21 protein-coding genes and 4 pseudogenes are annotated in these 21822 nt (G+C 56.1%); 24 read left to right on the forward strand and 1 reads right to left on the reverse strand.

Annotated elements, in window-relative coordinates:
- Positions 1 to 35: 35 nt before the first annotated feature.
- The 20 genes and pseudogenes from C820_RS14625 (at position 36) to C820_RS13805 (ending at position 16509) form a co-directional block, all read left to right on the forward strand.
- Entirely contained in the window at positions 36 to 185 is a 150-nt protein-coding gene (locus C820_RS14625) for a ParB N-terminal domain-containing protein (RefSeq protein WP_502799887.1), read from the forward strand.
- Complete coding sequence (locus tag C820_RS14630; RefSeq protein WP_004036724.1) at positions 163 to 855, forward strand: ParB/RepB/Spo0J family partition protein; 693 nt, start codon at positions 163 to 165, stop codon at positions 853 to 855. Before C820_RS14625 ends, C820_RS14630 begins: the two co-directional genes overlap by 23 nt.
- 220 nt (positions 856 to 1075) lie before the next feature.
- A complete protein-coding gene (locus C820_RS13720) occupies positions 1076 to 1417 on the forward strand; it encodes a DUF7768 domain-containing protein (protein WP_083863839.1) in 342 nt (113 codons plus the stop codon).
- A 1-nt stretch (position 1418) separates the two neighbouring features.
- Entirely contained in the window at positions 1419 to 2120 is a 702-nt protein-coding gene (locus C820_RS13725; RefSeq protein WP_083863838.1) for an antirestriction protein ArdA, read from the forward strand.
- 226 nt (positions 2121 to 2346) lie between these two features.
- Positions 2347 to 2664, forward strand: coding sequence for a PcfB family protein (locus C820_RS13730; protein WP_083863836.1), 318 nt, complete (start codon positions 2347 to 2349; stop codon positions 2662 to 2664).
- Positions 2651 to 4491, forward strand: a pseudogene (locus tag C820_RS13735) (VirD4-like conjugal transfer protein, CD1115 family). Before C820_RS13730 ends, C820_RS13735 begins: the two are co-directional and overlap by 14 nt.
- A gap of 91 nt (positions 4492 to 4582) precedes the next feature.
- Positions 4583 to 4795, forward strand: coding sequence for a Maff2 family mobile element protein (locus C820_RS13740; RefSeq protein ID WP_035296281.1), 213 nt, complete (start codon positions 4583 to 4585; stop codon positions 4793 to 4795).
- 12 nt (positions 4796 to 4807) lie between these two features.
- A pseudogene (locus C820_RS13745) lies at positions 4808 to 5674 on the forward strand (VirB6/TrbL-like conjugal transfer protein, CD1112 family).
- Positions 5675 to 5727: 53 nt separating this feature from the next.
- The gene (locus C820_RS13750; protein WP_004036712.1) at positions 5728 to 6516 is read left to right on the forward strand and encodes a septation protein SpoVG family protein; all 789 of its coding nucleotides are present in this window, start codon (positions 5728 to 5730) and stop codon (positions 6514 to 6516) included.
- Positions 6506 to 7300 (forward strand): DNA-methyltransferase, encoded by a 795-nt coding sequence (locus C820_RS13755; protein ID WP_083863834.1) that lies wholly within the window; start codon positions 6506 to 6508, stop codon positions 7298 to 7300. The genes C820_RS13750 and C820_RS13755 overlap by 11 nt, the downstream gene beginning before the upstream one ends.
- A 48-nt stretch (positions 7301 to 7348) precedes the next feature.
- Positions 7349 to 7723: a PrgI family protein gene (locus C820_RS13760; protein ID WP_004036705.1), complete on the forward strand. Its 375-nt coding sequence runs from the start codon at positions 7349 to 7351 to the stop codon at positions 7721 to 7723.
- The gene (locus tag C820_RS13765) at positions 7692 to 10034 is read left to right on the forward strand and encodes a VirB4-like conjugal transfer ATPase, CD1110 family (RefSeq protein ID WP_004036698.1); all 2343 of its coding nucleotides are present in this window, start codon (positions 7692 to 7694) and stop codon (positions 10032 to 10034) included. The genes C820_RS13760 and C820_RS13765 overlap by 32 nt, the downstream gene beginning before the upstream one ends.
- Positions 10015 to 11712 carry a C40 family peptidase gene (locus C820_RS13770; RefSeq protein WP_004036696.1) on the forward strand — a complete coding sequence of 566 codons (1698 nt, stop codon included), beginning with the start codon at positions 10015 to 10017 and terminating at the stop codon, positions 11710 to 11712. The genes C820_RS13765 and C820_RS13770 overlap by 20 nt, the downstream gene beginning before the upstream one ends.
- A 14-nt stretch (positions 11713 to 11726) precedes the next feature.
- Complete coding sequence (locus C820_RS13775) at positions 11727 to 11984, forward strand: DUF4315 family protein (RefSeq protein WP_035296263.1); 258 nt, start codon at positions 11727 to 11729, stop codon at positions 11982 to 11984.
- On the forward strand, positions 11981 to 12655 hold the full coding sequence (locus C820_RS13780) for a CD1107 family mobile element protein (protein ID WP_004036695.1): 675 nt from the start codon (positions 11981 to 11983) through the stop codon (positions 12653 to 12655). The genes C820_RS13775 and C820_RS13780 overlap by 4 nt, the downstream gene beginning before the upstream one ends.
- A 174-nt stretch (positions 12656 to 12829) precedes the next feature.
- Positions 12830 to 13180, forward strand: coding sequence for a cysteine-rich VLP protein (locus C820_RS13785; RefSeq protein ID WP_004036693.1), 351 nt, complete (start codon positions 12830 to 12832; stop codon positions 13178 to 13180).
- Positions 13181 to 13313: 133 nt separating this feature from the next.
- Entirely contained in the window at positions 13314 to 13907 is a 594-nt protein-coding gene (locus C820_RS13790) for a defense against restriction DarA-related protein (protein WP_004036691.1), read from the forward strand.
- Positions 13908 to 13909: 2 nt separating this feature from the next.
- Positions 13910 to 14260 carry a plasmid mobilization protein gene (locus C820_RS13795; RefSeq protein WP_083863831.1) on the forward strand — a complete coding sequence of 117 codons (351 nt, stop codon included), beginning with the start codon at positions 13910 to 13912 and terminating at the stop codon, positions 14258 to 14260.
- Between the two features lie 157 nt (positions 14261 to 14417).
- Positions 14418 to 14996: a DUF6144 family protein gene (locus tag C820_RS13800; RefSeq protein ID WP_004036689.1), complete on the forward strand. Its 579-nt coding sequence runs from the start codon at positions 14418 to 14420 to the stop codon at positions 14994 to 14996.
- A gap of 145 nt (positions 14997 to 15141) precedes the next feature.
- Positions 15142 to 16509, forward strand: a pseudogene (locus C820_RS13805) (relaxase/mobilization nuclease domain-containing protein).
- Between the two features lie 186 nt (positions 16510 to 16695).
- Here C820_RS13805 and C820_RS13810 read toward each other — a convergent pair.
- A complete protein-coding gene (locus C820_RS13810; RefSeq protein WP_004036685.1) occupies positions 16696 to 17052 on the reverse strand; it encodes a helix-turn-helix domain-containing protein in 357 nt (118 codons plus the stop codon).
- Positions 17053 to 17444: 392 nt separating this feature from the next.
- On the opposite strand from C820_RS13810, the gene C820_RS13815 reads away from it, so the two are divergent.
- From C820_RS13815 to C820_RS13830, 4 genes and pseudogenes are all read left to right on the forward strand, one after another.
- A complete protein-coding gene (locus C820_RS13815; protein ID WP_004036683.1) occupies positions 17445 to 18275 on the forward strand; it encodes a class I SAM-dependent methyltransferase in 831 nt (276 codons plus the stop codon).
- A gap of 451 nt (positions 18276 to 18726) precedes the next feature.
- The gene (locus C820_RS13820) at positions 18727 to 19149 is read left to right on the forward strand and encodes a sigma-70 RNA polymerase sigma factor region 4 domain-containing protein (protein ID WP_004036681.1); all 423 of its coding nucleotides are present in this window, start codon (positions 18727 to 18729) and stop codon (positions 19147 to 19149) included.
- Positions 19150 to 19577: 428 nt separating this feature from the next.
- The gene (locus C820_RS13825; protein WP_044919915.1) at positions 19578 to 19844 is read left to right on the forward strand and encodes a DUF6870 family protein; all 267 of its coding nucleotides are present in this window, start codon (positions 19578 to 19580) and stop codon (positions 19842 to 19844) included.
- 116 nt (positions 19845 to 19960) lie between these two features.
- Positions 19961 to 21646: pseudogene (locus C820_RS13830) on the forward strand (recombinase family protein).
- Positions 21647 to 21822 lie beyond the last annotated feature (176 nt).

The raw sequence follows: 21822 nt of genomic DNA on the forward strand, positions 1-21822 counted from the left end.
AAAAGGAAGAGATCGTCTATCTCAAACTTTCGGAGCTGTTCCCGTTCAAAGACCATCCTTTCGGTGTGCGGGACGATGCGGAAATGAAAGGGCTTGTAGCATCTGTCAAGGACAACGGCGTACACCAGCCCGCGCTGGTGCGTCCCCGCGAGGGCGGGGGCTATGAAATCATCGCGGGCCAGTGAGCTGGCTGGGTTCGCAAATATGCCGTGTATCGTCCGCAACATGACGGACGATGAGGCTGTCCTTGCGATGACGGACGACAACCTGCGCCACCGGGAAAAGATTTTGCCGATGGAAAAGGCGCAGTCGCTGAAAATGCAGGTGGAGGCCATCAGCCACCAGGGGGCAAAGCTGGCGGGCGATGACGCGAAGGACGTGGGGAAACGCTCCACGGAAATCGTGGGGGAACGAAACGGCATGAATTACAAGCAGGTACAGCGGTATATCCGGCTGACCGAGCTTGTGCCGGAGCTCCAGTCTATGGTGAACGAGAAAAAGCTGTCTTTCACCCCTGCCGTGGAAATCTCGTTCATCAAGCCCAAAAACCAGAGGTTTATCGCCGTTTCCATTGAGGGCGAGCAGGCATCCCCCTCGCTCTCCCAGGCGCAGGAGCTCCGCAAGCTGGATAAGGACGGGAAACTGAACGGCGATGTCATTGACGGCATTTTGAGCCGTGAGAAAAAGGAGGTAGACAAAGTGATTATTTCCGCCGCAGAGCTGAACAAGTATTTCGGCAAGGACGCCACGCCCCGGGAAATGAAAGACCAGATCATTTCCCTGCTGGATGCGTGGAAAGAGAAGCAGCCCCCGGAGCGCACCGCGCCGGAGAAAAAGACCGACCGGGAAAAGTAAGCCTTGAGACATTTTGTCCCGAGGCTTTTCTCTTTCCCGCGCCCCTCCCCCGCGCCTTGCATGGCGTTCTTTTAGAGAGGGGCTCTGGTGGTATATCCCCCGTCGCGCCGGGAGGGGTGGCGGGGGATATATCCTCCAGAGCCGCCCCCTTTCCCATGAATGGGAAAGGGCGGGGGATAGGGCTGAACGACAACTATTAAAATATCGGAGGTAAACGACTATGAAACGACCCCTTGCTTACATCACCGCCGCTTGGTATGGCGGCGATACGGAAAATGCGGAGCTGGCCGCGCAGTATTGCTGGGCGGTCTACGATGCGGGCTTTGCCCCTATCTGTCCGGCCTTGTTCCTGCCCCTTTTCCTCAATGACGCGGTTCCCGAGGAGCACAAGAGCAGCATTGACATTGGCCGCGACCTGCTCCGCCGCTCCCGGGTGCTGGTAGTGTGCGGGCATACCGTCACCGAGTCCATGAAGAACGACATCGCCGTGGCCCAGCGGCTGGGCATCACCGCCACCACCCTTGAGGGCATCCTGACCGTCAAGGGCCAGGGCCGCCGCTGACGTGGCCGCGCTGTTCGAGGCGTACATCACCAATCTGGGGAAATACAACGAGGGCGAGCTGGTGGGGGAAACGCTGAAATTCCCCACCAGCCCCCAGGCGGTGGAGGCGCTGTTAAAGAATATCGGCGTGGACGGCATACGCTACGAGGAATTTTTCATCACCAGCTTTGACGGCGATGTGCTGGGGCTCTATGACTATCTGGGCGAGTATGAAAATCTGGACGAGCTGAACCATCTGGCCTGCCTGCTCTCGGAGCTCCCCCAAAGTGAGATCGAAAAATTCGAGGCCGCGCTCCATATGGGGGCGCATACCTCCAGCGTGGCGGACATCATCAACCTTGCGGAAAATCTGGACAGCTTTGAGTTTTACCCGGAGATTGAAAACGAGGAGGATTTGGGCCGTTATTTTGCGGAGGACTTGCCGATCCCCGCCGAGCTGAAAGACTACTTTGACTATGAGGCATACGGGCGGGACATATCCATCAACGAGGACGGCCACCTTGCCCCCAGCGGCTATATCGTCCAGACGGGCGATATTAAAGAAGTTTATCACGGGATAGAGGATATTCCCAAGGAGCACAAGGTCTTTTCCCTCCCCCGGCTCTCCATCCGGGAACAGATGGCCGCCTACAAGGAAGTGATTGACCGTTCCTCTCTGGCGGCTGAACGCAAGCACCCGGAAACAAACCGGGAGGAGCGGTGACTTCGAGACAAAATGTCCCAAAGGCCGGAGGGCCTATCCCCCATGAAAGGAGGCGGTTTTGATTGATTGACGAGGATGTTTCCTGGCGCACTATCGCGTTATCCATACGGACGGGAAAGCTGACGGCCCGGGTGCTGGCCTATGCGCTCCGGGCGGCTGGCCGGAAGATACAAAAGGAACGCCGGGCCCACCAGACGCCTCACGGCAGGCAGTCCGTAAAAAGCTCATGGCCCACGGCGCGGCCACAAACAGCATCGAGCTCACCGGGGCCCCAAAGGAATTTGACCGGGTGGCCCGGAAATGGAATGTTGACTATGCCTTTTACAAGACCGGGCCGGACAAGTATCTGCTGTTCTTCAAGAGCGGGCAGGCGGACGCAATCACCGCTTGTTTTTCGGAATACTCCCGCAGGGTGCTGGATAAGGCAAAGAACAACCGCATACCCATCCGGGAACAGCTCAGACGGGCCGCCGCCGAGATACTGCGCCAGCCCGCGCCCCAAAGGAAAGACCGCGTAAAGGAGGCCGCCCATGAGGACAGATAAGCTGAAAAAGTACCTTTTGCCCAACCTCCCCTATCTGTTCATCGGCTGGGCCTGCCTAAAGGTGGGGACGGCCTACCGTCTGGCGGCGGGGGCGGATTTGGCCCACAAGCTGGTGGGGATGGTGGCGGCCCTCGGCCCGGCCTTTGCCGACTTCGCGCCGGGGCTCAATCCTTTTGACTGGCTGGCGGGCATCGTGGGGGCCGTGGCGATCCGGCTGATTATCTACCAGAAGAGCAAAAAAGCCCAAAAATATCGCCGGGATGAAGAGTATGGTTCGGCCCGCTGGGGAACGGAAAAAGACATCAAGCCGTTCACCGACCCCAGGTTTGAAAACAACATCATTCTGACTGGGACGGAATTTCTCACCACCAACACCCGGCCCGCCGTCCCCGCCAACGCCCGGAATTTGAATTGCTGTGTTGTCGGTTCCTCCGGCTCCGGCAAGACCCGGTTCTGGCTCACGCCCCAGCTTCTGCAGGCCCATTCCTCCTATGTGGTGGTAGACCCAAAAGGCGGGGTGCTGGAGCAGGCCGGGTATTTCCTGCAAAAGAAAAAGGGATATAAAATCAAGGTTTTTAACAGCATTGATTTTTCCCGCTCCATGCACTACAACCCGTTAGCGTATATCCGCAACGAGACCGACATTTTGAAATTCGTCAATACCTTAATAGCTAACACCAAAGGCGAGGGCAAGGAGGGCGACCCGTTCTGGACAAAATCAGAAACGCTCCTATACTGCGCCCTTATCGCCTATATCATCTTCGAGGGCCCGGACGAGGATAAAAACATGAACACCCTCGTTGACATGATTTCCGGCATGGAGGTCAAGGAAGACGATGACGATTTTATGAACGCGGTGGACTATATGTTCGCCGGGCTGGAAAAGAGAAAGCCGGACTGTTTCGCGGTCAAGCAGTACAAAAAGTACAAGCTGGCCAGCGGCAAGACTGCCCGCTCCATACTGATTTCATGCGGTGCGCGGCTGGCTCCATTTGACATCCCCCAGCTTAGGGAGATTATGAGCTATGACGAGATGGAGCTTGACAAGCTGGGGGACAGACGGACGGCGGCGTTCTTCATCATCAGCGATACCGATACCACCTACAACTTTATTGTAGCTCTGGCGTTTTCGCAGATGTTCAACCTGCTTTGTGAAAGGGCGGACAACGTACACGGGGGCCGCCTGCCCCATCATGTGCGGGTGCTGTGGGACGAGGCCGCCAACACCGGGCAAGTGCCCAACCTCGAAAAGCTGGTGGCGGTCATCCGCTCCCGGGAGGTGAGCCTGACGCTGTTCTACCAGCAGTTGGCCCAATGTAAAGCCATCTATGATAAAAACGCGGAAACCATTTTAGGCAACATGGACAGCGTGGTGTTCCTCGGGGCCGGGAGGCCAGCACCATCAAGGAAATATCGGAGAACTGGCTGGGCAAGGCCACCATCTCCATACAGACCGAGGGCCGCTCCCGTGGGCAGTCGGAAAGCTACAACCAGAACACGCAACGGCTGGGCCGGGAGCTTATGACCCCCGCCGAGCTCGCCACCATGCCCGGCGACAGGTGCATCCTGCAACTGCGTGGCCTGCCGCCGTTCTATTCCCGGAAATATGATTTGAAACAGCATCCCAACTACCGATACACGGCGGAGGCGGACAAGAAGAAAAACACCTTTTCGCTGGAGCGGCTTATCTGCCGCCGTATAAAAAAGCTCAATCCCAACGAGCAGTACACCGTGTACGAGGCGGACGTGCCGGACGAAACGCCCATAGACGAGGACGAGGACATCCTCAACTATGACGATTTGGACGACCCGGACGCTTTTGTATAGCTTTGGGACATTTTGTCCCAAGGAGCAACCTGCCGCCGAATATGGCGGCTTTTCTTGTACCCGGGAACATCCCGGAGAAATGGAGGACTATATGGCATTTTTCGCATCCGCTATCACCACTTTGCAGACCCTTGTTATCGCGCTGAGCGCGGGCCTTGGCGTTTGGGGCGTTGTCAATCTGCTGGAGGGCTACGGCTCGGACAATCCTGGCTCAAAAAGTCAAGGCATGAAGCAGCTCATGGCCGGGGGCGGCATCATCGTCATCGGCACGACCCTCATCCCCCTGCTGTCGGGGCTGTTTTAAGGGCGGCGGCTTATGGACTTTCTCACCGACTGGCTTGAGGACTGGCTGCGGGAGCTGCTGATCGGCGGCATCATGGGGAACCTTGAGGGGCTCTTTGATACCGTCAATGCCAGAGTCGGAGAGATTGCGGCGCAGGTAGGGACGACCCCGGCGGCATGGAACGCCGGGGTTTTCTCCCTCATCCGCTAGCTTTCCGAGACGGTGATTTTACCCATCGCCGGGCTGGTGCTGACCTTTGTAGCTACCTATGAGCTCATCCAGATGCTTCTTGAAAAAAACAATATGCACGAGGTTGACGTGGCGAACTTCTACAAATGGATGTTCAAGACCGCGTGCGCGGTGCTGATACTTTCCAACACATTCAATATCGTGATGGCCGTCTTTGACGTGTCGCAGAGCGTGATTTCCCGCTCTGCCGGGCTGATACAGGGCTCCACGGCGGTTTCCCCGGATATGTTAAACAATCTCCAGACCACGCTGGAGGGGATGGATTTGGGCCCGCTTTTAGGGCTGTGGCTCCAGTCCTCCGTTGTCGGCCTTACCATGCAGGCGCTGGGCATCATCATTTTCGTGCTGGTGTACGGAAGAATGATAGAAATATATCTGCTGACCAGCCTTGCGCCCATCCCCGTTGCCACCCTCTCCAACCGGGAGGTGGGCGGCATGGGCCAGAACTACTTAAAATCCCTTTTTGCCGTGGGCTTTCAAGGGATGCTGATTTTAGTCTGTGTCGGCATCTATGCGGTGCTGGTGCAGGGCATCGCTACCGGGGGCGACCCCATCGGCGCGATATGGGGAACCGTGGGCTATACGGTGCTCCTCTGCTTCATGCTGTTCAAGACCGGGACAATCGCCCGGAGCATCTTCGGGGCCCACTGATTTAGCGGCACTTCGGGACATTTTGTCCCAAAGTCCGGGAAAGGAGGCCGGATATGCCGAGACGGTACAAGCTGGGCCCGGAGGGTGAGATGCGCCGGGCATGGGGCGGAAAGCTCCTGGAGGAATTTGACCAGCGGGATATGCTGGCGTTTATGGCTGAAACCGACCTGCAACTGCATGGGGCGGTATCAGCGGAAACACTGTCCGCGATACACGCGGCAGGCTACGACTATACGGGCGGGGCGGTCATCCCCCGGCCCGGAAAGGAGGATTTATCTATGGCAAACACACAGACGGCGGTGCAGACCGCTGAAATGGCGGAGGCCGCCCAGGAGGAAATGCGTCGTCTGATTTTCGAGGCCCCCATCGCGGAGCTGGCCGAGCACCAGGGCATCACCATTGACGAGGCCGTGGCCCTGCGGGTGGAGCAGAACCTTGCCGCCGCCACCATCCCCATCGAGGTGACGGTGCGCCCCATTGAGCCCCAGAACAAACTGATAGGCTTTGCCAGCGTCAATTTCGGCGGCGTGGTGGTGGACGACTTCAAGGTGGTGAACGGGCAGAACGGCATCTTTTTAGGCGCGCCCTCAAAACCCGACCCCACCAGCAGATCCGGCTACCGGGCCACGGTGCGTATCAATGACCGGGGAACCCAGGAGCGGCTGAACGCGGCTGGGGTGGAGGCGTACCATTCGGCGGTTGAAAAGCTGATTGCCCGGGCCGAGGCGGTGCGCCCCGCGCCCATCCGGGAGCAGATGGACAAGGCGGGAAAGGAGGCCGCGCAGAAAAATGCCGCCCGTTCTGCCCCGGCAAAGGGAAAGGAGGGACGGGATGGCAGATAGCCCGGCTTTGGGACAAAATGTCCCAAACCTTAACCCGGAACCCTCCGGGCTCTACCTCATGGACGGTATCGCGGGCCTGCGCTCCCTGCCGGAGCACTCAGTTGATATGCTTCTGACCGACCCGCCCTACGGCACGACCCGCAACTATTGGGACGTGCCCCTGCCCCTCCCGGAGCTGTGGGAGGCGGTGCGCTGGGCCGTCAAGCCCTCCGGGGCGGTGCTGTTCTTCGCGCAGTGCCCCTATGACAAAATCCTCGGCGCGTCCAACCTCTCCATGCTCCGCTATGAGTGGGTGTGGTATAAGAGCCGCTGTACGGGATTTCTCAACGCCCGCCGCGCCCCGCTGAAAAAGACGGAGAACATTCTGGTATTTTACCAAAAACTCCCCTTATATAACCCGCAGTTTGAGCAGGGCAAGCCCTATAAGAAAATCGCGTCCCACCGCGACCAGAGCCCCAACTATGGAAAATTTGTCCGCTCCGGCAGCGGCTCGGAGGACGGGCGGCGGTTCCCGGGGAACCTGCTTTCATTCCAGACCGTGGCCCATACCGTACACCCCACCCAGAAACCCGTGGAGCTGTGCGAGTATCTGATAAAGACCTACACCAGCCCCGGCGAGGTGGTGGCGGACATCTGCGCGGGCTCCGGCACAATGGCCATCGCCGCGCTGAACACGGGCCGGAAGTTTATCTGCTTTGAGACGGCCCCGGCCTTTTACGGCCCGGCCACGGAGCGTATCATGCAGGCGCGGGCGGCTGTGGCCGCTGGCGGAAAGGGATTGTGATTATATCAAAACTTCGGGACATTTTGTCCCAAAGAAAGGAGGCTTGAAATGCCCTATGTGAATGTACCTAACGACTTATCCAAAATCAAGACAAAGATTGCTTTCAATCTGACGAAACGCCAGCTTGTGTGCTTTGGCGGCGCGGCCCTTGTGGGAGTCCCCTCCTACCTGCTGGCCCGGAATACCTTTGGGAACACGGCGGCGCTGTTTCTGATGCTGGGCATCATGCTCCCGGCGTTCCTGCTGGCGATGTATGAAAAGGACGGCCTGCCGCTGGAAAAGGTGGTAAAGAACATCATACGGGCCCGGTATCTGCGGCCCGGGGTGAGGCCCTACAAGACCGGGAATATCTATGCGCCCTTTACCGGGCAGGCGGGAAAGGAGGCAGTGAATGGAAAACCGAACAAGCAGGCGAAAGAATAAGGCTGCGTTGTCCGCCCAGCAGTCCATCCCCTATGTGGCGATGCACCCGGACGGCGTGTGCCAGCTCCCCGGCGGGCTCTACACAAAGACCGTGGAATATGAGGACATCAATTATTCCGTGGCATCCACCGAGGATCAGTCCGCGATATTCAGCGGGTGGAGCTCGTTCCTCAACTACTTCGACAGCGCGCTCCCCGTCCAGCTCTCCTTTATCAACCGCCGCTCCCACTCCACCAGCCGCTACCATGTGAACATCCCCGCCCAGGTGGACGATTTTGACAGCATCCGGGGCGAGTTCGTGGGGATGCTGAAACGCCAGATTGCCCGGAGCAACAACGGGATTGAACGCTCCAAATATATCACCTTTGGCGTGCCCGCCGGGGGGATTGCCGCCGCCCGGCCCCGGCTTGACCGGGTGGAGGCGGACGTGATGGGCAACCTCCACCGGCTGGGCGTGCCCTCGTCCCCGCTGGACGGGCGGGAGCGGCTGGCCCTCTTACATGGGCAGATGCACCCCGGACGGCGGGAGCCGTTCCGTTTTTCATGGGGCGATATTTCCAAAACGGGCATGGGGACAAAGGACTTCATCACCCCCAGCGGCGGCTTTGACTTTAGGGGCTCCCGGTTCTTTAAGGTGGGCGGCTTCTGGGGCGCGGCGTCCTATCTCCAGATTTTGGCGTCCGAGCTCTCTGACCGCCTTTTGCGGGAGGTTCTGGAGCTGGACGCGGAGCTCACCGTCACCATGCACATCCAGACCGTTGACCAGTTAAAGGCGATAAAGACCATCAAGGGGAAAATCTCGGACATCGACAAGATGAAAGTGGAGGAGCAGAAAAAGGCCGTCCGCGCCGGGTATGACATGGATATTCTTCCCCCCGACCTTATCACGTTCAGCAAGGACGCGGCGGAGCTTTTGGGGGATTTGCAGTCAAGGAATGAGCGGATGTTCCTTTTGACGTTCACCGTCATCAACCTCGCCCCCACCCGCCAGCGGCTGGAGAATGACGTGTTCACCGTCTCCGGCATCGCGCAGAAATACAACTGCGCCTTAAAGCGGCTGGACTGGCAGCAGGAGCAGGGCTTTATGTCCTCGCTGGCCCTCGGCTACAATGACGTGCAGATACAGCGGGGCATGACCACCAGCTCCACCGCGATTTTCATTCCCTTTATGACGAGGGAGCTCCGCATGGGCGGGCAGGCCCTCTACTACGGCATGAACGCACTTTCCCATAACGTCATCATGGCTGACCGGAAAAAACTGAAATCCGCTAACGGGATGTATCTGGGCTCCACGGGCTCCGGCAAGAGCTTTGCCGCCAAGCGGGAATTGATAAACGTCTTTCTGGCGACCCAAGACCGCATCGTTATCGTTGACCCGATGGGGGAATATTCCCCGCTGGTGCGGCGGCTGGGCGGGCAGGTCATCGAAATCGCCCCGGACAGCCCCCACCATATCAATCCGATGGATATTCAGATGGGGCTTAATGACGAGGACAGCCCCCTTTCCATGAAAGCGGATTTTCTTCTTTCGCTGTGTGAGCTGGTGGTGGGCGGCAAGGACGGCCTGCAACCCATAGAGAAAACCGTCATCGACCGCTGTGTGCGGCTGGTGTACCGGGAGCTTGCGCTGGGGCTGGAGGGCGCAAAAATGCCCCTGCTCCAAGACTTGTATGAGGAGCTCTTGAAACAGCCGGAGCCGGAGGCAAAGCGCGTGGCAACGGCCCTTGAGCTCTACTGTACGGGCTCCCTCAATCTGTTCAACCACCCGACCAACGTGGACTTGAGCTCCCGCGTGGTGTGCATCGTGCTGAAAGGGCTGGGGGAGAACCTCCGCAAGATTGCGATGCACGTCACCAACGAGTTTGTCACCTCGGCGGTGCATACCAACTACCAGAACGGGGCGGCGACATGGTGCTACTTTGACGAGTTCCACATCCTCCTGCGCGACCCGCTGACCGCCAGCTATTTCGTGGCGGTGTGGAAGATGCTCCGCAAAAAGGGCTGTGTGCCCTCGGCCCTCACCCAGAACGTGAAAGACCTTTTGGCCAGCCGGGAGATTGAGAACATACTGGATAACACCGACTTCCTCGTCCTGCTCTCCCAGGCCCAGAGCGACCGGGCCATCATCGCAAAACAGCTCGGCATTTCCGAGCACCAGCTTTCCTATATCACCCACAGCAACAGCGGCGAGGGCCTGCTGTTTTATGGGAATGTGACGATACCCTTTGTTGACCGTTTCCCCAAGGGGAAGATTTACAACCTGCTCACCACCCGCCCGGAGGACATAGCCAATGACCAGAGGAACGAATAGCGCCGGGGACAAAGGCACTTCGGGACAAAATGTCCCAAAGTCCCCCAAGGGCCCCAAAACCAGAAAATCGAAATTCCGCATGGAAAGCGAACAAGAGAAAATCAGCAAGTCCAAGCTCCGCATGGAGACGCGGGAGGACAAGCTGAACCGGGCCCGGAAAAAGCTGGAGGGGAAAAAGCCCCCCAAACCCCGGGGCCCGGTGCGCCGGGTGCTGGGGGCCGCCGGGTGGAACGTCCACGGCTTTGTGCATGGCAAGGTTTACGAGGTGGAGCATGAAAACGTGGGAACCGAAGGGGCCCACCGCTCCGAGCTTCTGGGCGAGGCCGTGGGCCGGGCGGCGGTGCATACCGTAAAAAAGCGCATCCGGGAGCACCCGGCCCGGGCCGTCCACAAGGCCGAGACGCAGTACATCAAGGCCCGGGCGGACTACCAGTTCCGCATGGCCGCCCAGGAGAACCCGGAGCTTGCAAGGAATGTTGTCACCCGCTACTGGCACAAGCAAAAGCTGAAAAAGCAGTACGCCAAACAAGCGCGGCAGGCGGCGAAACAGACCGCAAAGCAGGGGGCAAAGGCCGCTGGGAAAACCGCCGCCGCCACGGAAAAGCTGGCGGAGCAGGCTGTGGGCTTTGTGAAACGGCATCCCGTGGGGGTGCTGCTTGCGCTGGCCTGCGCGGTGCTTCTCTTTTCCCTCCAGTCCTGCGCGTCCTCCCTTGTCTCATTGGGGAACGCCGCCGCAGGAGCTGTGGGGGCCACCACCTACCCCGCCGAGGACGGGGATATGCTGGGGGCCGAGGCCGCCTACTGTTCACTGGAAGCGGAGCTCCGGCATTATCTGGATACCTACGAAAGCACCCACGACTATGACGAGTACCATTTTGATTTAGACGCTATCGAACACGACCCCTATGTGCTGGTTTCCATTCTGAGCGCATGGCATGAGGGGGAGTGGACGCTGGCGGATGTCTGGCCTACGTTGCAGATGCTCTTTGACCGCCAGTACACGCTGACCGAGAACGTGGTAAAGGAGCGACGGTACTACATCGAAACGGATACATGGACGGACGAGGAGGGCAACACCCACACCGACAGCTACCGGGTGTATTACGATTATTATATCTGCACTGTGACACTGGATAACTTCAACCTTTCCCATCTTCCTATCTATATCATGGGGGAGGACAAGGTTTCCCGGTATTCCCTCTACATGGCAACGCTGGGGAACCGCCCCGACCTCTTTCCCGGCTCGTCCTATGTGGGGAAATACACCAACCCGCCAGAGGGCTACGAAGTGCCGGGGGAATATCTGGACGATGAGACATTCGCGGTGATGCTCTCCGAGGCGGAGAAATTTTTGGGCTACCCCTATGTATGGGGCGGGAGCTCCCCGGCCACGTCCTTTGACTGCTCCGGCTTTGTCTCGTGGGTAGTCAATCATTCCGGCTGGAACGTGGGGCGGCTGGGGGCCCAGGGGCTCTACAACATCTGCACCAGAACCAGCTCCCCCCGCCCCGGCGACCTTGTTTTCTTCAAAGGAACCTATGACACGCCGGGAGTCTCCCACTGTGGCATCTATGTGGGGGACGGGATGATGATACACTGTGGCGACCCCATCAGCTACGCCAACTTGAACAGCAGCTACTGGCAGGCCCACTTCTACGCCTACGGGCGTTTACCGTGAAAAGGAGGTTTTCAATGGCGATTAGCAAGAGCGCAAAAATCATGGCCGAGATCGAAAAGGTCAAGGGCAAAATCAGCGACCAGCAGGCCCGGCTGAAAGAGCTGGAACAGAAACACAAGGAGGCCGAGAACGAGGAAATCGTGGACATCGTGCGAGGCATGAGCATTTCCCTTGAGGAGCTCCCGCTGGTGCTCCAGCGCATCAAGGCCGGGGACACTTTGGGACAAAATGTCCCGAAGTCCGCCGGGCCGGAAAAGGAGGACGCGGAATGAAACTGAAAAAATATCGTGTGTTGGCGGCGGCTCTGTGCGCCGCTTTTTTGTTGTGCGGCATCACCACCACGGCCTACGCCGGGGGCGGTGAGGAATGGGAGGACGGTACGGGCGGCCCGGAATGGGAGGGGCTTGACCCCGTGGAGCCCCCGGCCACCCCGGAGCCGGAACCCGAGCCCAACCCGTTCACCCCGGACGGGCAGGGGACGATGGTGGATAACGCCACCGACCAGGACGGCAAGGAATTTTTCACCATCATGGCGGCGGACGAGTCCGTGTTCTATCTGGTGATTGACCGCCAGCGGGAGACGGAAAACGTGTACTTCTTGAACGCCGTCACTGTGGCCGATTTGATGGCCCTTGCGGAGCCCTCCCCGGAGGCCGTCCCTGAACCGCTCCCGGAGCCGGAGCCCGAACCCACCACCCAGCCGGAACCGGAACCCGAGCCGGAAAAATCCGGCGGGGCGGGGACGCTCCTGCTGGTGCTGGCGGTGCTGGCCCTCGGCGGCGGGGCCGGGTGGTACTTCAAGATATACCGCCCCAAACGGCAGACCGCCGCTCCCGGTGAGGACTTTGACGAGGCGGAGGAATACGGCGAGGACTATGGCGGCGGTGAATATGACGACCTCCCCCCGTGGGATGAGGAAGAGGAAACGGAGGGCGGAGAATGAATTTCACAAACAACCCTTTGGAACGGGAAATGAAACGCCGCCCCCGGCCCCGGGCTCCCCGCCCGGAAAAGCCCCGGGAGGGCTCCCGGTGCTGCGGCTGTCCCTACTGGCGCGGCATCCCCTGCGGCTCCTGCTTTCAGAGCCTTTTGAAAAGACCGGGCGGGAGGTGATACTTTGCGCGAGCTGACCCGTGAGGAAAAGGCCGCTATCCGCTCCCTTGTAGTGAAATGGTGCGCCAACTATGACCGGGAAATGGGATGCTTGCCTTTGGACTGTGAGTGCTATATGCTGGGGAAGTGCTGGACGGGGGCCTATTGCAGATACTTCCGGGAGGCCGTCCTCCCCCTAAATCCGGTGCTGGAGGCCGCCCTCAATACCGAGGGGCCCGCCCCGGAAACCCGGCCCTGTCCTGTCTGCGGGCGGCCCTTTCTCCCGGCCGGGCGGCGGCGCTACTGCTCCGAGGCTTGCTCCAAAGCCGCAAGGCAGAAAAAACAGCGGGGATATATGCGGAAATACCGGAGGTGATGCGTGAGAATTTGGGGGTGTAAAACCCCGCTGTTTTCAAGGCTTTCCGGGGCCGCTTTTGGGGCGGGGCGTACTTTTACACGTCCTGCCCCGATTTCCCAAAATAGTGCTAACATTTCGAGAGGAGGTTCCTATGGACAAAAATCAAGGCTATGCAATCTTAAAGGCCGTCATGCTGGAGAATGGCCGGGGCTTTGCGCTGGGGGAGCATCCCCGGGCCCCGTCCCCCTTTGTGACGTGGGCCTGCTACGATGACGAACACGGCGTAAGGCAGTATGAGTGGGGGCATTACGGCAGTGACCGGGCCGCGCTGGAGCAGGACTTGCTGGAGCGGGTGGAAAGCTACCAGCAGCAGTTCTCCGTCAAGGTGGCGCACATTGAGGCCCCCGGCCTTTACAAGTATTATTCCACCCAGCGGCCCGTTGACATCGGTACATTCCCCAAGCCTGCGGGCAACGAGCCGGACGAGATCGAAAACTACGACAAGCGCGTACCCGTGGAGGGCGGCGCGTTCCTTGCGTGGGGGCATCTGACCTACACAAAGCCTTTGACGGAAAAGCAGGCGGCGGACTATGAGCTCCGGCCCGCCTCGGAGGTGTCCGACCTACTGCGGGAGGACAGGCCCCGCCCGATTGCCGAGCAGATGAAAGAGGCAGCAAGGCTGGCCGGGGAACGGCAGGCCCCCGCCGCGCCCAAACGGAACGCGCCCGACCGGGGCGATAGGTAGGCATGGCCGGAAAAAAGCGCCGCCGCCCCGTCCATCTCCATGTGATGGTGTCCGAGGAAGAGCAGGCGCTTATCCGGGAACGCATGGCCCAGGCGGGCATCCGCAACATGGGGGCCTATATGCGGAGGATGGCCCTTTGCGGCTATGTGCTCCAGATTGACCTTGCCCCCGTCCGGGAGCTGGTGTCCCTCCAGCGGCGGTGCTCAAACAATCTCAATCAAGTGGCTATCCATGCCAACACCTACGGGGGGATTTACCCCGAGGAAATATCGGCCCTGCAACGGGACTACTCCGCCTTGTGGGGCCCTTTGTCCGATTTGCTGAAACAGCTTTCCGCGCTGGTGGAGCTGTGATTTGCTGGGGAGCGGTGCTGTGCCGCTCCCCGGCTTTTTTCGTACTTCGGGACATTTTGTCCCAAAGGTGGGGGATAGACAACAATACAAGAAAGTGCTATACTTGACCTCTAACATAAAATGTTGACCAACAAATCATCATTTAAGGAGAAAGAATATGAAAAATTTTTCTATGCCAGAGCAAGTTTCTCCGACATTAGAAATAGATGAGTTAATGAGGTTGAAACATAGTTTGGAAAAGAATGTATCAAGGGAAGTTGCAGAAAGCATAATAAAGGAAATTCCATTATCTATAAATTCAACACCAGACATTCGAGCCGAGTGGGTAGAAAAGCTATCTGCTATTCTTGAAAATAGATTTGATAAAAAAACGGTAAAAAACATTCGCCAAGAGTGCTATTGTAATGAAAATGGTAGGTTAGAAGATACAGCAAATAACTTGAAACAACTCTATCTCTCTTTGGATAAGGATTTGCATAGATTTGTCAATGCTCTGAACGAAAATGGTGCCGGTTGGTTTATTAAAGATAATCAACTGTATACAAAAATGTTTACTTGTGAATGTCCTATGTTAGAAAAAGCAAAAAATTCAAATTCATTAACATGGTGTCACTGCACTGCTGGATATAACAAAAAATTATTTGAGATTGTTTTTGAAAAACCTGTCTATGCAGAAATTGTGCAAAGCATACGGCAAGGATTTGATTTTTGTCTTTTGAGAATTACATTTCAATAAATTTCAGTTTATAAAATAGTTACCTTGCCAAAGAAAGCAGGCACTTTGCCTGCTGTCTTTTTTCATGGCGAAAGGAGGTGCTACCACGGCCACGACCTACATCCGGCCCTACAAGCAGGCGGCGGGACTGAGTGCCGTTCAGACGATGGAGGAGCGGTTTGCCTACGGGCTCAACCCCCAAAAGCTGGGGGCCGTGTCCTCCCACCTCTGCGACCCGGCCACAGCCGCCGCTGAGTTTCTGCTGGTGAAAAGTGAATACCAGGCGGCCACGGCCCGGCCCGTGGAGCGCGGGGCTCTGTTCTTCCAGATCCGGCAGGCGTTCCCACCCGGCGAGGTGACGGCGGACGAAGCAAACAAAATCGGTTATGAAACGGCGATGCGCTGGACGAAAGGCAAGTACCAGTTTTTCGTCTGCACCCATACCGACAAGGGCCACATTCATAACCACATCTATTTCAATTCCACGGCCTTTGACTGTTCCCGGAAATTCCATAACTTCCTCGGCTCCAGCTTCGCCCTGCGGCGGCTGTCCGACCGAGTATGTCTGGAGCATGATTTGTCCGTGATACAAAATCCCAAACAGCACAGCAAAGGTCGTTTCCTCCACTATGGCCAGTGGGTAGGCGACAAGCCGCCCTCCGCGCAGCAGCGGGTGCGGCTGGCAATCATCGCGGCTCTTGAAAAAAAGCCCGCCGACTTTGCTGCGTTCCTGCGGCTGATGGAGGAGTCCGGCTTTGCCGTCAAGCGCGGGCGGGGCGGCGTGGTGTCGTTCCTCGCGCCGGGGCAGGACAAGTACACCCGGCTCCGGGCATCCACCCTCGGCGCGGGTTTTGACCCAGAGGACATCCGGGCAGTGATTGCCGGGGAGCGGCCCCTCCCGGAGCTCCCCAAGGACGCGCCGCCCCCGCCCCGGCAGGTGGGCCTTATCGTTGACATTCAACAGCGCATGGCCGAGGGCAAGGGCCCCGCTTATGAACGCTGGGCCAAGGTCTACAATCTGAAACAGATGGCCGCCGCCCTCCAGTTCCTGCAGGAAAACAATCTGACCGACTATGACGCGCTGGCGGCAAAGACCACGGCGGCGGTTGACCGGGCCCACGCGCTGGCCGGGGAGCTCCAGACCACCGAGGCCGCCCTCTCCAAAGTCTCCGGGCTGATGGGGGCCGTGGTGGAGTATGCCAAGGCCCGGCCCGTGTTTGACGGTTACAAGGCGGCCCGGTACTCAAAAAAGTATCTGGCCGAGCACGAGGCGGAGCTTGCCACCTACCGGGCGGCGCGGGTCGCTATGAATGAATTGTTAAACGGTGAAAAGCTCCCCAAAATGGACGTGCTGAAAAAACAGCAGCGGGAGCTGGCGGACAGGAAAAAGGCCCTCTACGCCGAGTACCGGCAGGCCCAGCAGGATATGCGGCAGGCCCAGCAGGATATGCGGTAGGCCGTGGCGGTCAAGGCCAACATCGACCATCTGCTCGGACTGACGGACGGGCGGGACGATAAGGAACAAACGCGATAGCGGCGGTGACGCAGCCAATCTCTTTGGGACATTTTGTCCCAAAGAGCCGGGTTTGGGGAGGCTCCCCAACAAGCATTTTTGCGGGCCTACGGCCCAGCAAAAATTTCGGAGTGTGGCCACACCCGAATTGCTTGCCGTTTGTGCGCTCCCCTATACATGGCGCGAAAAAACGGAGGTCGCGTTTTCTTACGTTCTCTCCGTTTCTCTGGCTTTTCTGATACCCTCTGCGGCTCCCTCTATGATGATAAGCTCCTTTTCGTCCATATCGTTAAGCATCCGGTCAATGTGTTTCCGGCGCTCACTCTCGCCGCCCAGCTTGTCCGGGTAGAAAAATTCATCCACGGAAATATCAAAAAGGGTAACGAGTTTGTAAAAGGCGTTGAGGCTGGTGTGCTGGCCCCGGTTCTCAATATACATGATGGAGCGAGGGGTGAGGTCTACAAGCTGGGCCAGGTGCTCCTGCGTCCAGCCTTTGGCTTTTCGTCTGCGCTTGATTTCTTGGCCCAGGGCATGACAGTCCAGGCGTTTTTCGTATTGGTACATTCTCACATCACCCCTATATTATTTTACATTTCGGGGTGGAATATGAGAACGAAACATAATTTTATTTTTAAGTAGTATTTAATTTCACTTTTTTGGATATGCCATTGACAAAAGAGAATCCATCTGATAGAATAAAACAATAAAATTAAAAAAGAAAAGGTGATGAAGTCCGGCACATCAGATGTCACATAATCAGTGGCATGGGCGTGACTGGAAAAGAGTAGATAAAATCAACTGAATAGGTTAAGAAACAACTGTTTTTACAGTTTTGTTTCTGCGCCTACTGTTTGATTTTATTTTACTCTTATCTATCTTTCATCTTTTTAAGGAAGTTAGCCGTAGAGTAAAATCTACGGCTTTTTATTTTGTCCAATTACGAAAGGAGAACTTGTATGCTAACAGAATTAACACCGCTTTTCAAAAAGCCACCTCTCTATACTAAAACAGAGATACCTTTTTGGGATGATGAACACATTTCACTACAGATGCTTAACGCCCATCTAAATCCAAACTATGATGGAGCAAGTAGAAAATTGGAGTTTATTGAAAAATCAGTTGATTGGATCAGCAAAATACTTCCCTCAGAACACTATCCATCAGTACTTGACATTGGATGTGGCCCCGGTCTTTATACTGAGCGGTATGCAAAAAAGGGGTATAGGGTTGTAGGTGTTGATTTTTCACACCGTTCTATAAATTATGCTCAGATGAACGCAAAGAGAAAAGGACTACCTATTGACTATTTTTATCAAGACTATCTGAAATTATCTTTAGATAAAAAATTTGACTTCGCAACAATGATTTACTGCGACTTCGGGGCATTATCGACAAATGACCGAAAACAATTATTGAAAATCATTTACCAACATCTCAAACCCGGCGGAAGGTTTTTGCTGGATGTATTTTCTCTCACCCAGCTTGAAAATTTTCAAGAAAGCCAAACATGGGAAGTCTGTCCTGACGGCGGCTTTTGGTGTCCAGAAAACTACATCGCATTAAACAGGGCTTGTAAATACCCCGATAATGTAACACTTCGCCAAACATTGGTTATCGCAAAGAAGAAAGTAAGCAATTACTATTTGTGGGATACTTACTTTTCTAAAAAAGCACTGGAAGAGGAGACAGTTGGTAGCGGTTTCAAAATATGCGAATATTTTGGTGATGTATCTGGTAGCACATACAGCGAACACAGTTCAACTCTTGCAGTTTTGTTGAAAAAATAATTTGTACTGGCAGTCACCCTGGCGATTAAAAAAAACCGTAAATCGGCAGGGTGATTTGCTATGCCCATTTCAAGTTGTTTTGGCGAGTGACGGTTTTGAAATAACCGTCATTTTTCTTTAATATGGACTGAATTATTTGAGACATGGCGGTATTTAGGAGATGTCGCTATGTTTCTTTCTATATTTGTCCCACTTAACTTGTCAAAAAAAGTTTAGCCCCTCCACCGGGTTACTCTGGCCATCAATGCGAAATTTGTAAGTACATAAAGAACTGCGTCATTTCATGCGCCCGCACAGTACAACGCTGTGCGGGCGTTGTCGTTTCTTGTCGGCTCCACTTTGAGACAAACAGTCCCAAGGTGAGGAACGGCTCCCCCGGGTGTCGCTCCCCGCCGCCCTCCATATCGTTTCCCAGCAACCCAACCACAAAAACGATATGGAGGTACATACAATGGCTATCATCAACTTGCGCGACTTTTACTACTGGTACACCCAGGATGAATATATGGAAGTTTCTGACGATGTGGCCGAGGCGCTCCGGGCCAGTGTCCGCTATGAGGCGGCCTATACCGAGCGGGCCCGCTACAACAAGGCGTACTATTCCTTGGATGCGGATGACGGCATCGAGTATTCCGCCTGCCTGCACGAGCTCACCCCGGACGAGGTTCTGGAGCTCAAGGAGCGGTTCTGCCGTCTGTGGAACGCGCTGAACAGCCTGCCGGAAACCCAAGGCCGGAGGGTGGATGCTCACTTTATCCTCGGCATGACCTATTGGGAGATTGCCAAAGCCGAGGGCGTGGATAAGAGCGCGGTGCGGCGCTCCGTTCTCAGCGGCATCGCACAGATGAAAAAATATTTGAGAAAAAATCCGTGATTGCCGTCTCCATTTGCTCCATTTTTCTGGTGGTATATGAGAGGAAGTTTTTTCTTCTCCACAACTGAATAGCAGGCGGCCCCGGGTGAACGCGGGGAGCCGGGCGGCGGGTGCGCTGGGACTTCTCCCACGGGAGGACGAGCGACCAACATCACCGCTGCAAGTGGGGAGTTTGCCAGCCCCACGGCCACGATCCGCGAGGGACAAGCTGGCCGCTTGCCGCTCGGGGCCGCCGCACAAAACAAGGGAACGCCGGGCCGCTACCTGCTGTCTTTTGACGGGCCAAACATACGGGCCCGGCGCTCCCCATTTCAAACAAGTTCGAGACAAATTGTCCCAAGGTGAGGACAGGCTAAAGGGCGGCACTTTTCGGAGTGCTGCCTTTTCGCGTTTCCCCACCAACCAAAAACGCAAAAGGAGGTTTTGCCGTGAAACTGACCGCACAAGAGTTGGAACAAATGAAAAGCGTGAACATCGGCGCGGTGAGCGCGGATGCGCTGGCTGACGTGAGCGGTATGGCCTTTGACCGCACCCTCCCCCGGGAGGAGCGGCTGGCCCGGTTCGTAAAACGGGCCGTCAATCCCTACTGCTTTAGCGTGGGCGGCGTGGGCGTGAAAATCGAATTTGCCGAGGGCGGCCCCTCCCTGCAGGAGACGCTGACCGCCTTTCTTATCCGGCAAAAGAGCGGGCTGTAACTGCTGTTGCGGCCCGTTCCTACTTCGAGACAAACTGTCCCAAAGCATCGACATCCTTGTTGATTGCCCCGGGCAGAGGTATAATATAAGTGTAATGTGATAGGGAAGGAGGAACAATGGCACGAACAAAAAACAGATGGTATCAGCAAACTTTGACCCCTACCTATACGGCCCGGCTCTGGAAAATGGGCGGCTACATCCGGCTTTCCCGAGAGGATTTACAGAAAATCAACCGGGGGCTTGACGATAGCAACAGCGTGAAAAACCAGCGCGACATTCTTAATGATTTTCACTTCAACCATGCGGAAGAATTTGAAAGCTACACCGAGTATGTGGATGACGGCCACACGGGAACCGATACGGAGCGCGAAAGTTTCCAGCGGCTCTTGGGGGATGTGATGAGCGGGAAAATCAACTGCGTTGTGGTGAAAGACCTTTCCCGTTTCGTCCGGAATTATAGCGATGCTGGAAGTCTGATTGATAACCTTTTTGTGCAGATGGGCGTCCGCTTTATCAGCTTGGCCGAGGGCGTGGATAGCTACCTAAACCCGGACAGCGTGAACAGCATCATCGTTCCGATAACAAACGTGATGAATGACCAGTATTGTTATCAGACCTCAAAGAAAATCCGGCAGGTTTTTGATTATAAGCGGCGCAACGGCCAGTACATAGGCTCTTTTGCTCCCTACGGCTACATAAAAGACCCCAAAGACAAGCACCAGCTAATCGTTGACCCGGAGGCCGCTGAAACCGTCAAAAAGATATACGAGATGTGCCTGCAAGGTACGGCCAAACTTCAAATTGTGATGTATCTGAACGACCACGGCATACCCAGCCCCACGGCATACAGAAAGCTAAAGGGCCTGCCCTACTCCCCGGCTATATCGGACGCTCCCATGTGAGGGAACAAGATTATAACGGATATTCTCAGAAATCCTATTTACACTGGGGATTTGGTGCAGGGCCGCCGCCGGGTGAAAAGCTACAAGGTACACCAGATTGAGGCTGTGCCGAAGGATGAATGGGTGCGCGTCCCCGATACCCACGAGGCCATCATCACCCACGAAACCTTTGACCGGGTGCAGGAACTTCTGAAACGTGACACCCGGACGGCCCCTAAAAAGCGGGAGCTCCATTTATTCAGCGGCTTTCTAAGGTGCGCTGACTGCGGCAAGGCCGTGACCCGGAGCCAGAGCGGGAAGAATGTTTATTATTCCTGCTCCACTTACAAGAAACGCTCCCGTACAGCCTGCACCATGCACTCTATCAAGCACAACCGTCTGGAGGCCGCCGTTCTGTTCGCTATTCAGTATCAAGTGAGCACCGCCGTTTCCTATTCGGAAATAGTAGCCCATATCAATGCGGCTCCACTGAAAAAAAGTCAATCCCACCGCCTTAACGACCAGATAGCCGCAAAGGAAAAGGAATTGACGAAAATTACCCGCTATAAGCAGTCACTGTATCAAGACTGGAAAGACAGGGAAATCACCCAGCAGGAATACCGGGAAATGAAAGCCGATTATGAACGGCAGGCCGCTGGGCTCTCGGATTTGCTGGCCCGGCTGACGGCTGAACGGAAAGAGCTCTCAAACGGCGTTGACCAGCAGCATCCCGCGCTGGTAGCCTTTGCGAAATATCAGAACATCGAAAAGCTGACCCGCGAAATTCTGATTGAGCTGGTAGACCATATCAAGGTTTACGAAAACGGCAATATCAGTGTTCACTTTAAGTTTGCGGACGAGTTCCGCCGGATTGCCGAGTACATTGAAATCAATACCACTGACACCGCCGAGGCGGGCTGACCCCCGCCAAAGCATGAAATCCTTTTGACAGTGTGTTTTCCTAATAAAACGCAATCTTAGGAAAGGAGTACCCTTTCCGTAAATCTGCCCAACTACGCCCTATGGCTTGCTGGATAGATTTCGCTTGTTGGGAAGAATCCCAAACCCTCTAAAAGCTATCTTACGACCTATAATAC

It is taken from the genome of Clostridium sp. MD294 (genome assembly GCF_000364165.2).
Taxonomy (GTDB): Bacteria; Bacillota; Clostridia; order Lachnospirales; family Anaerotignaceae; genus Coprocola.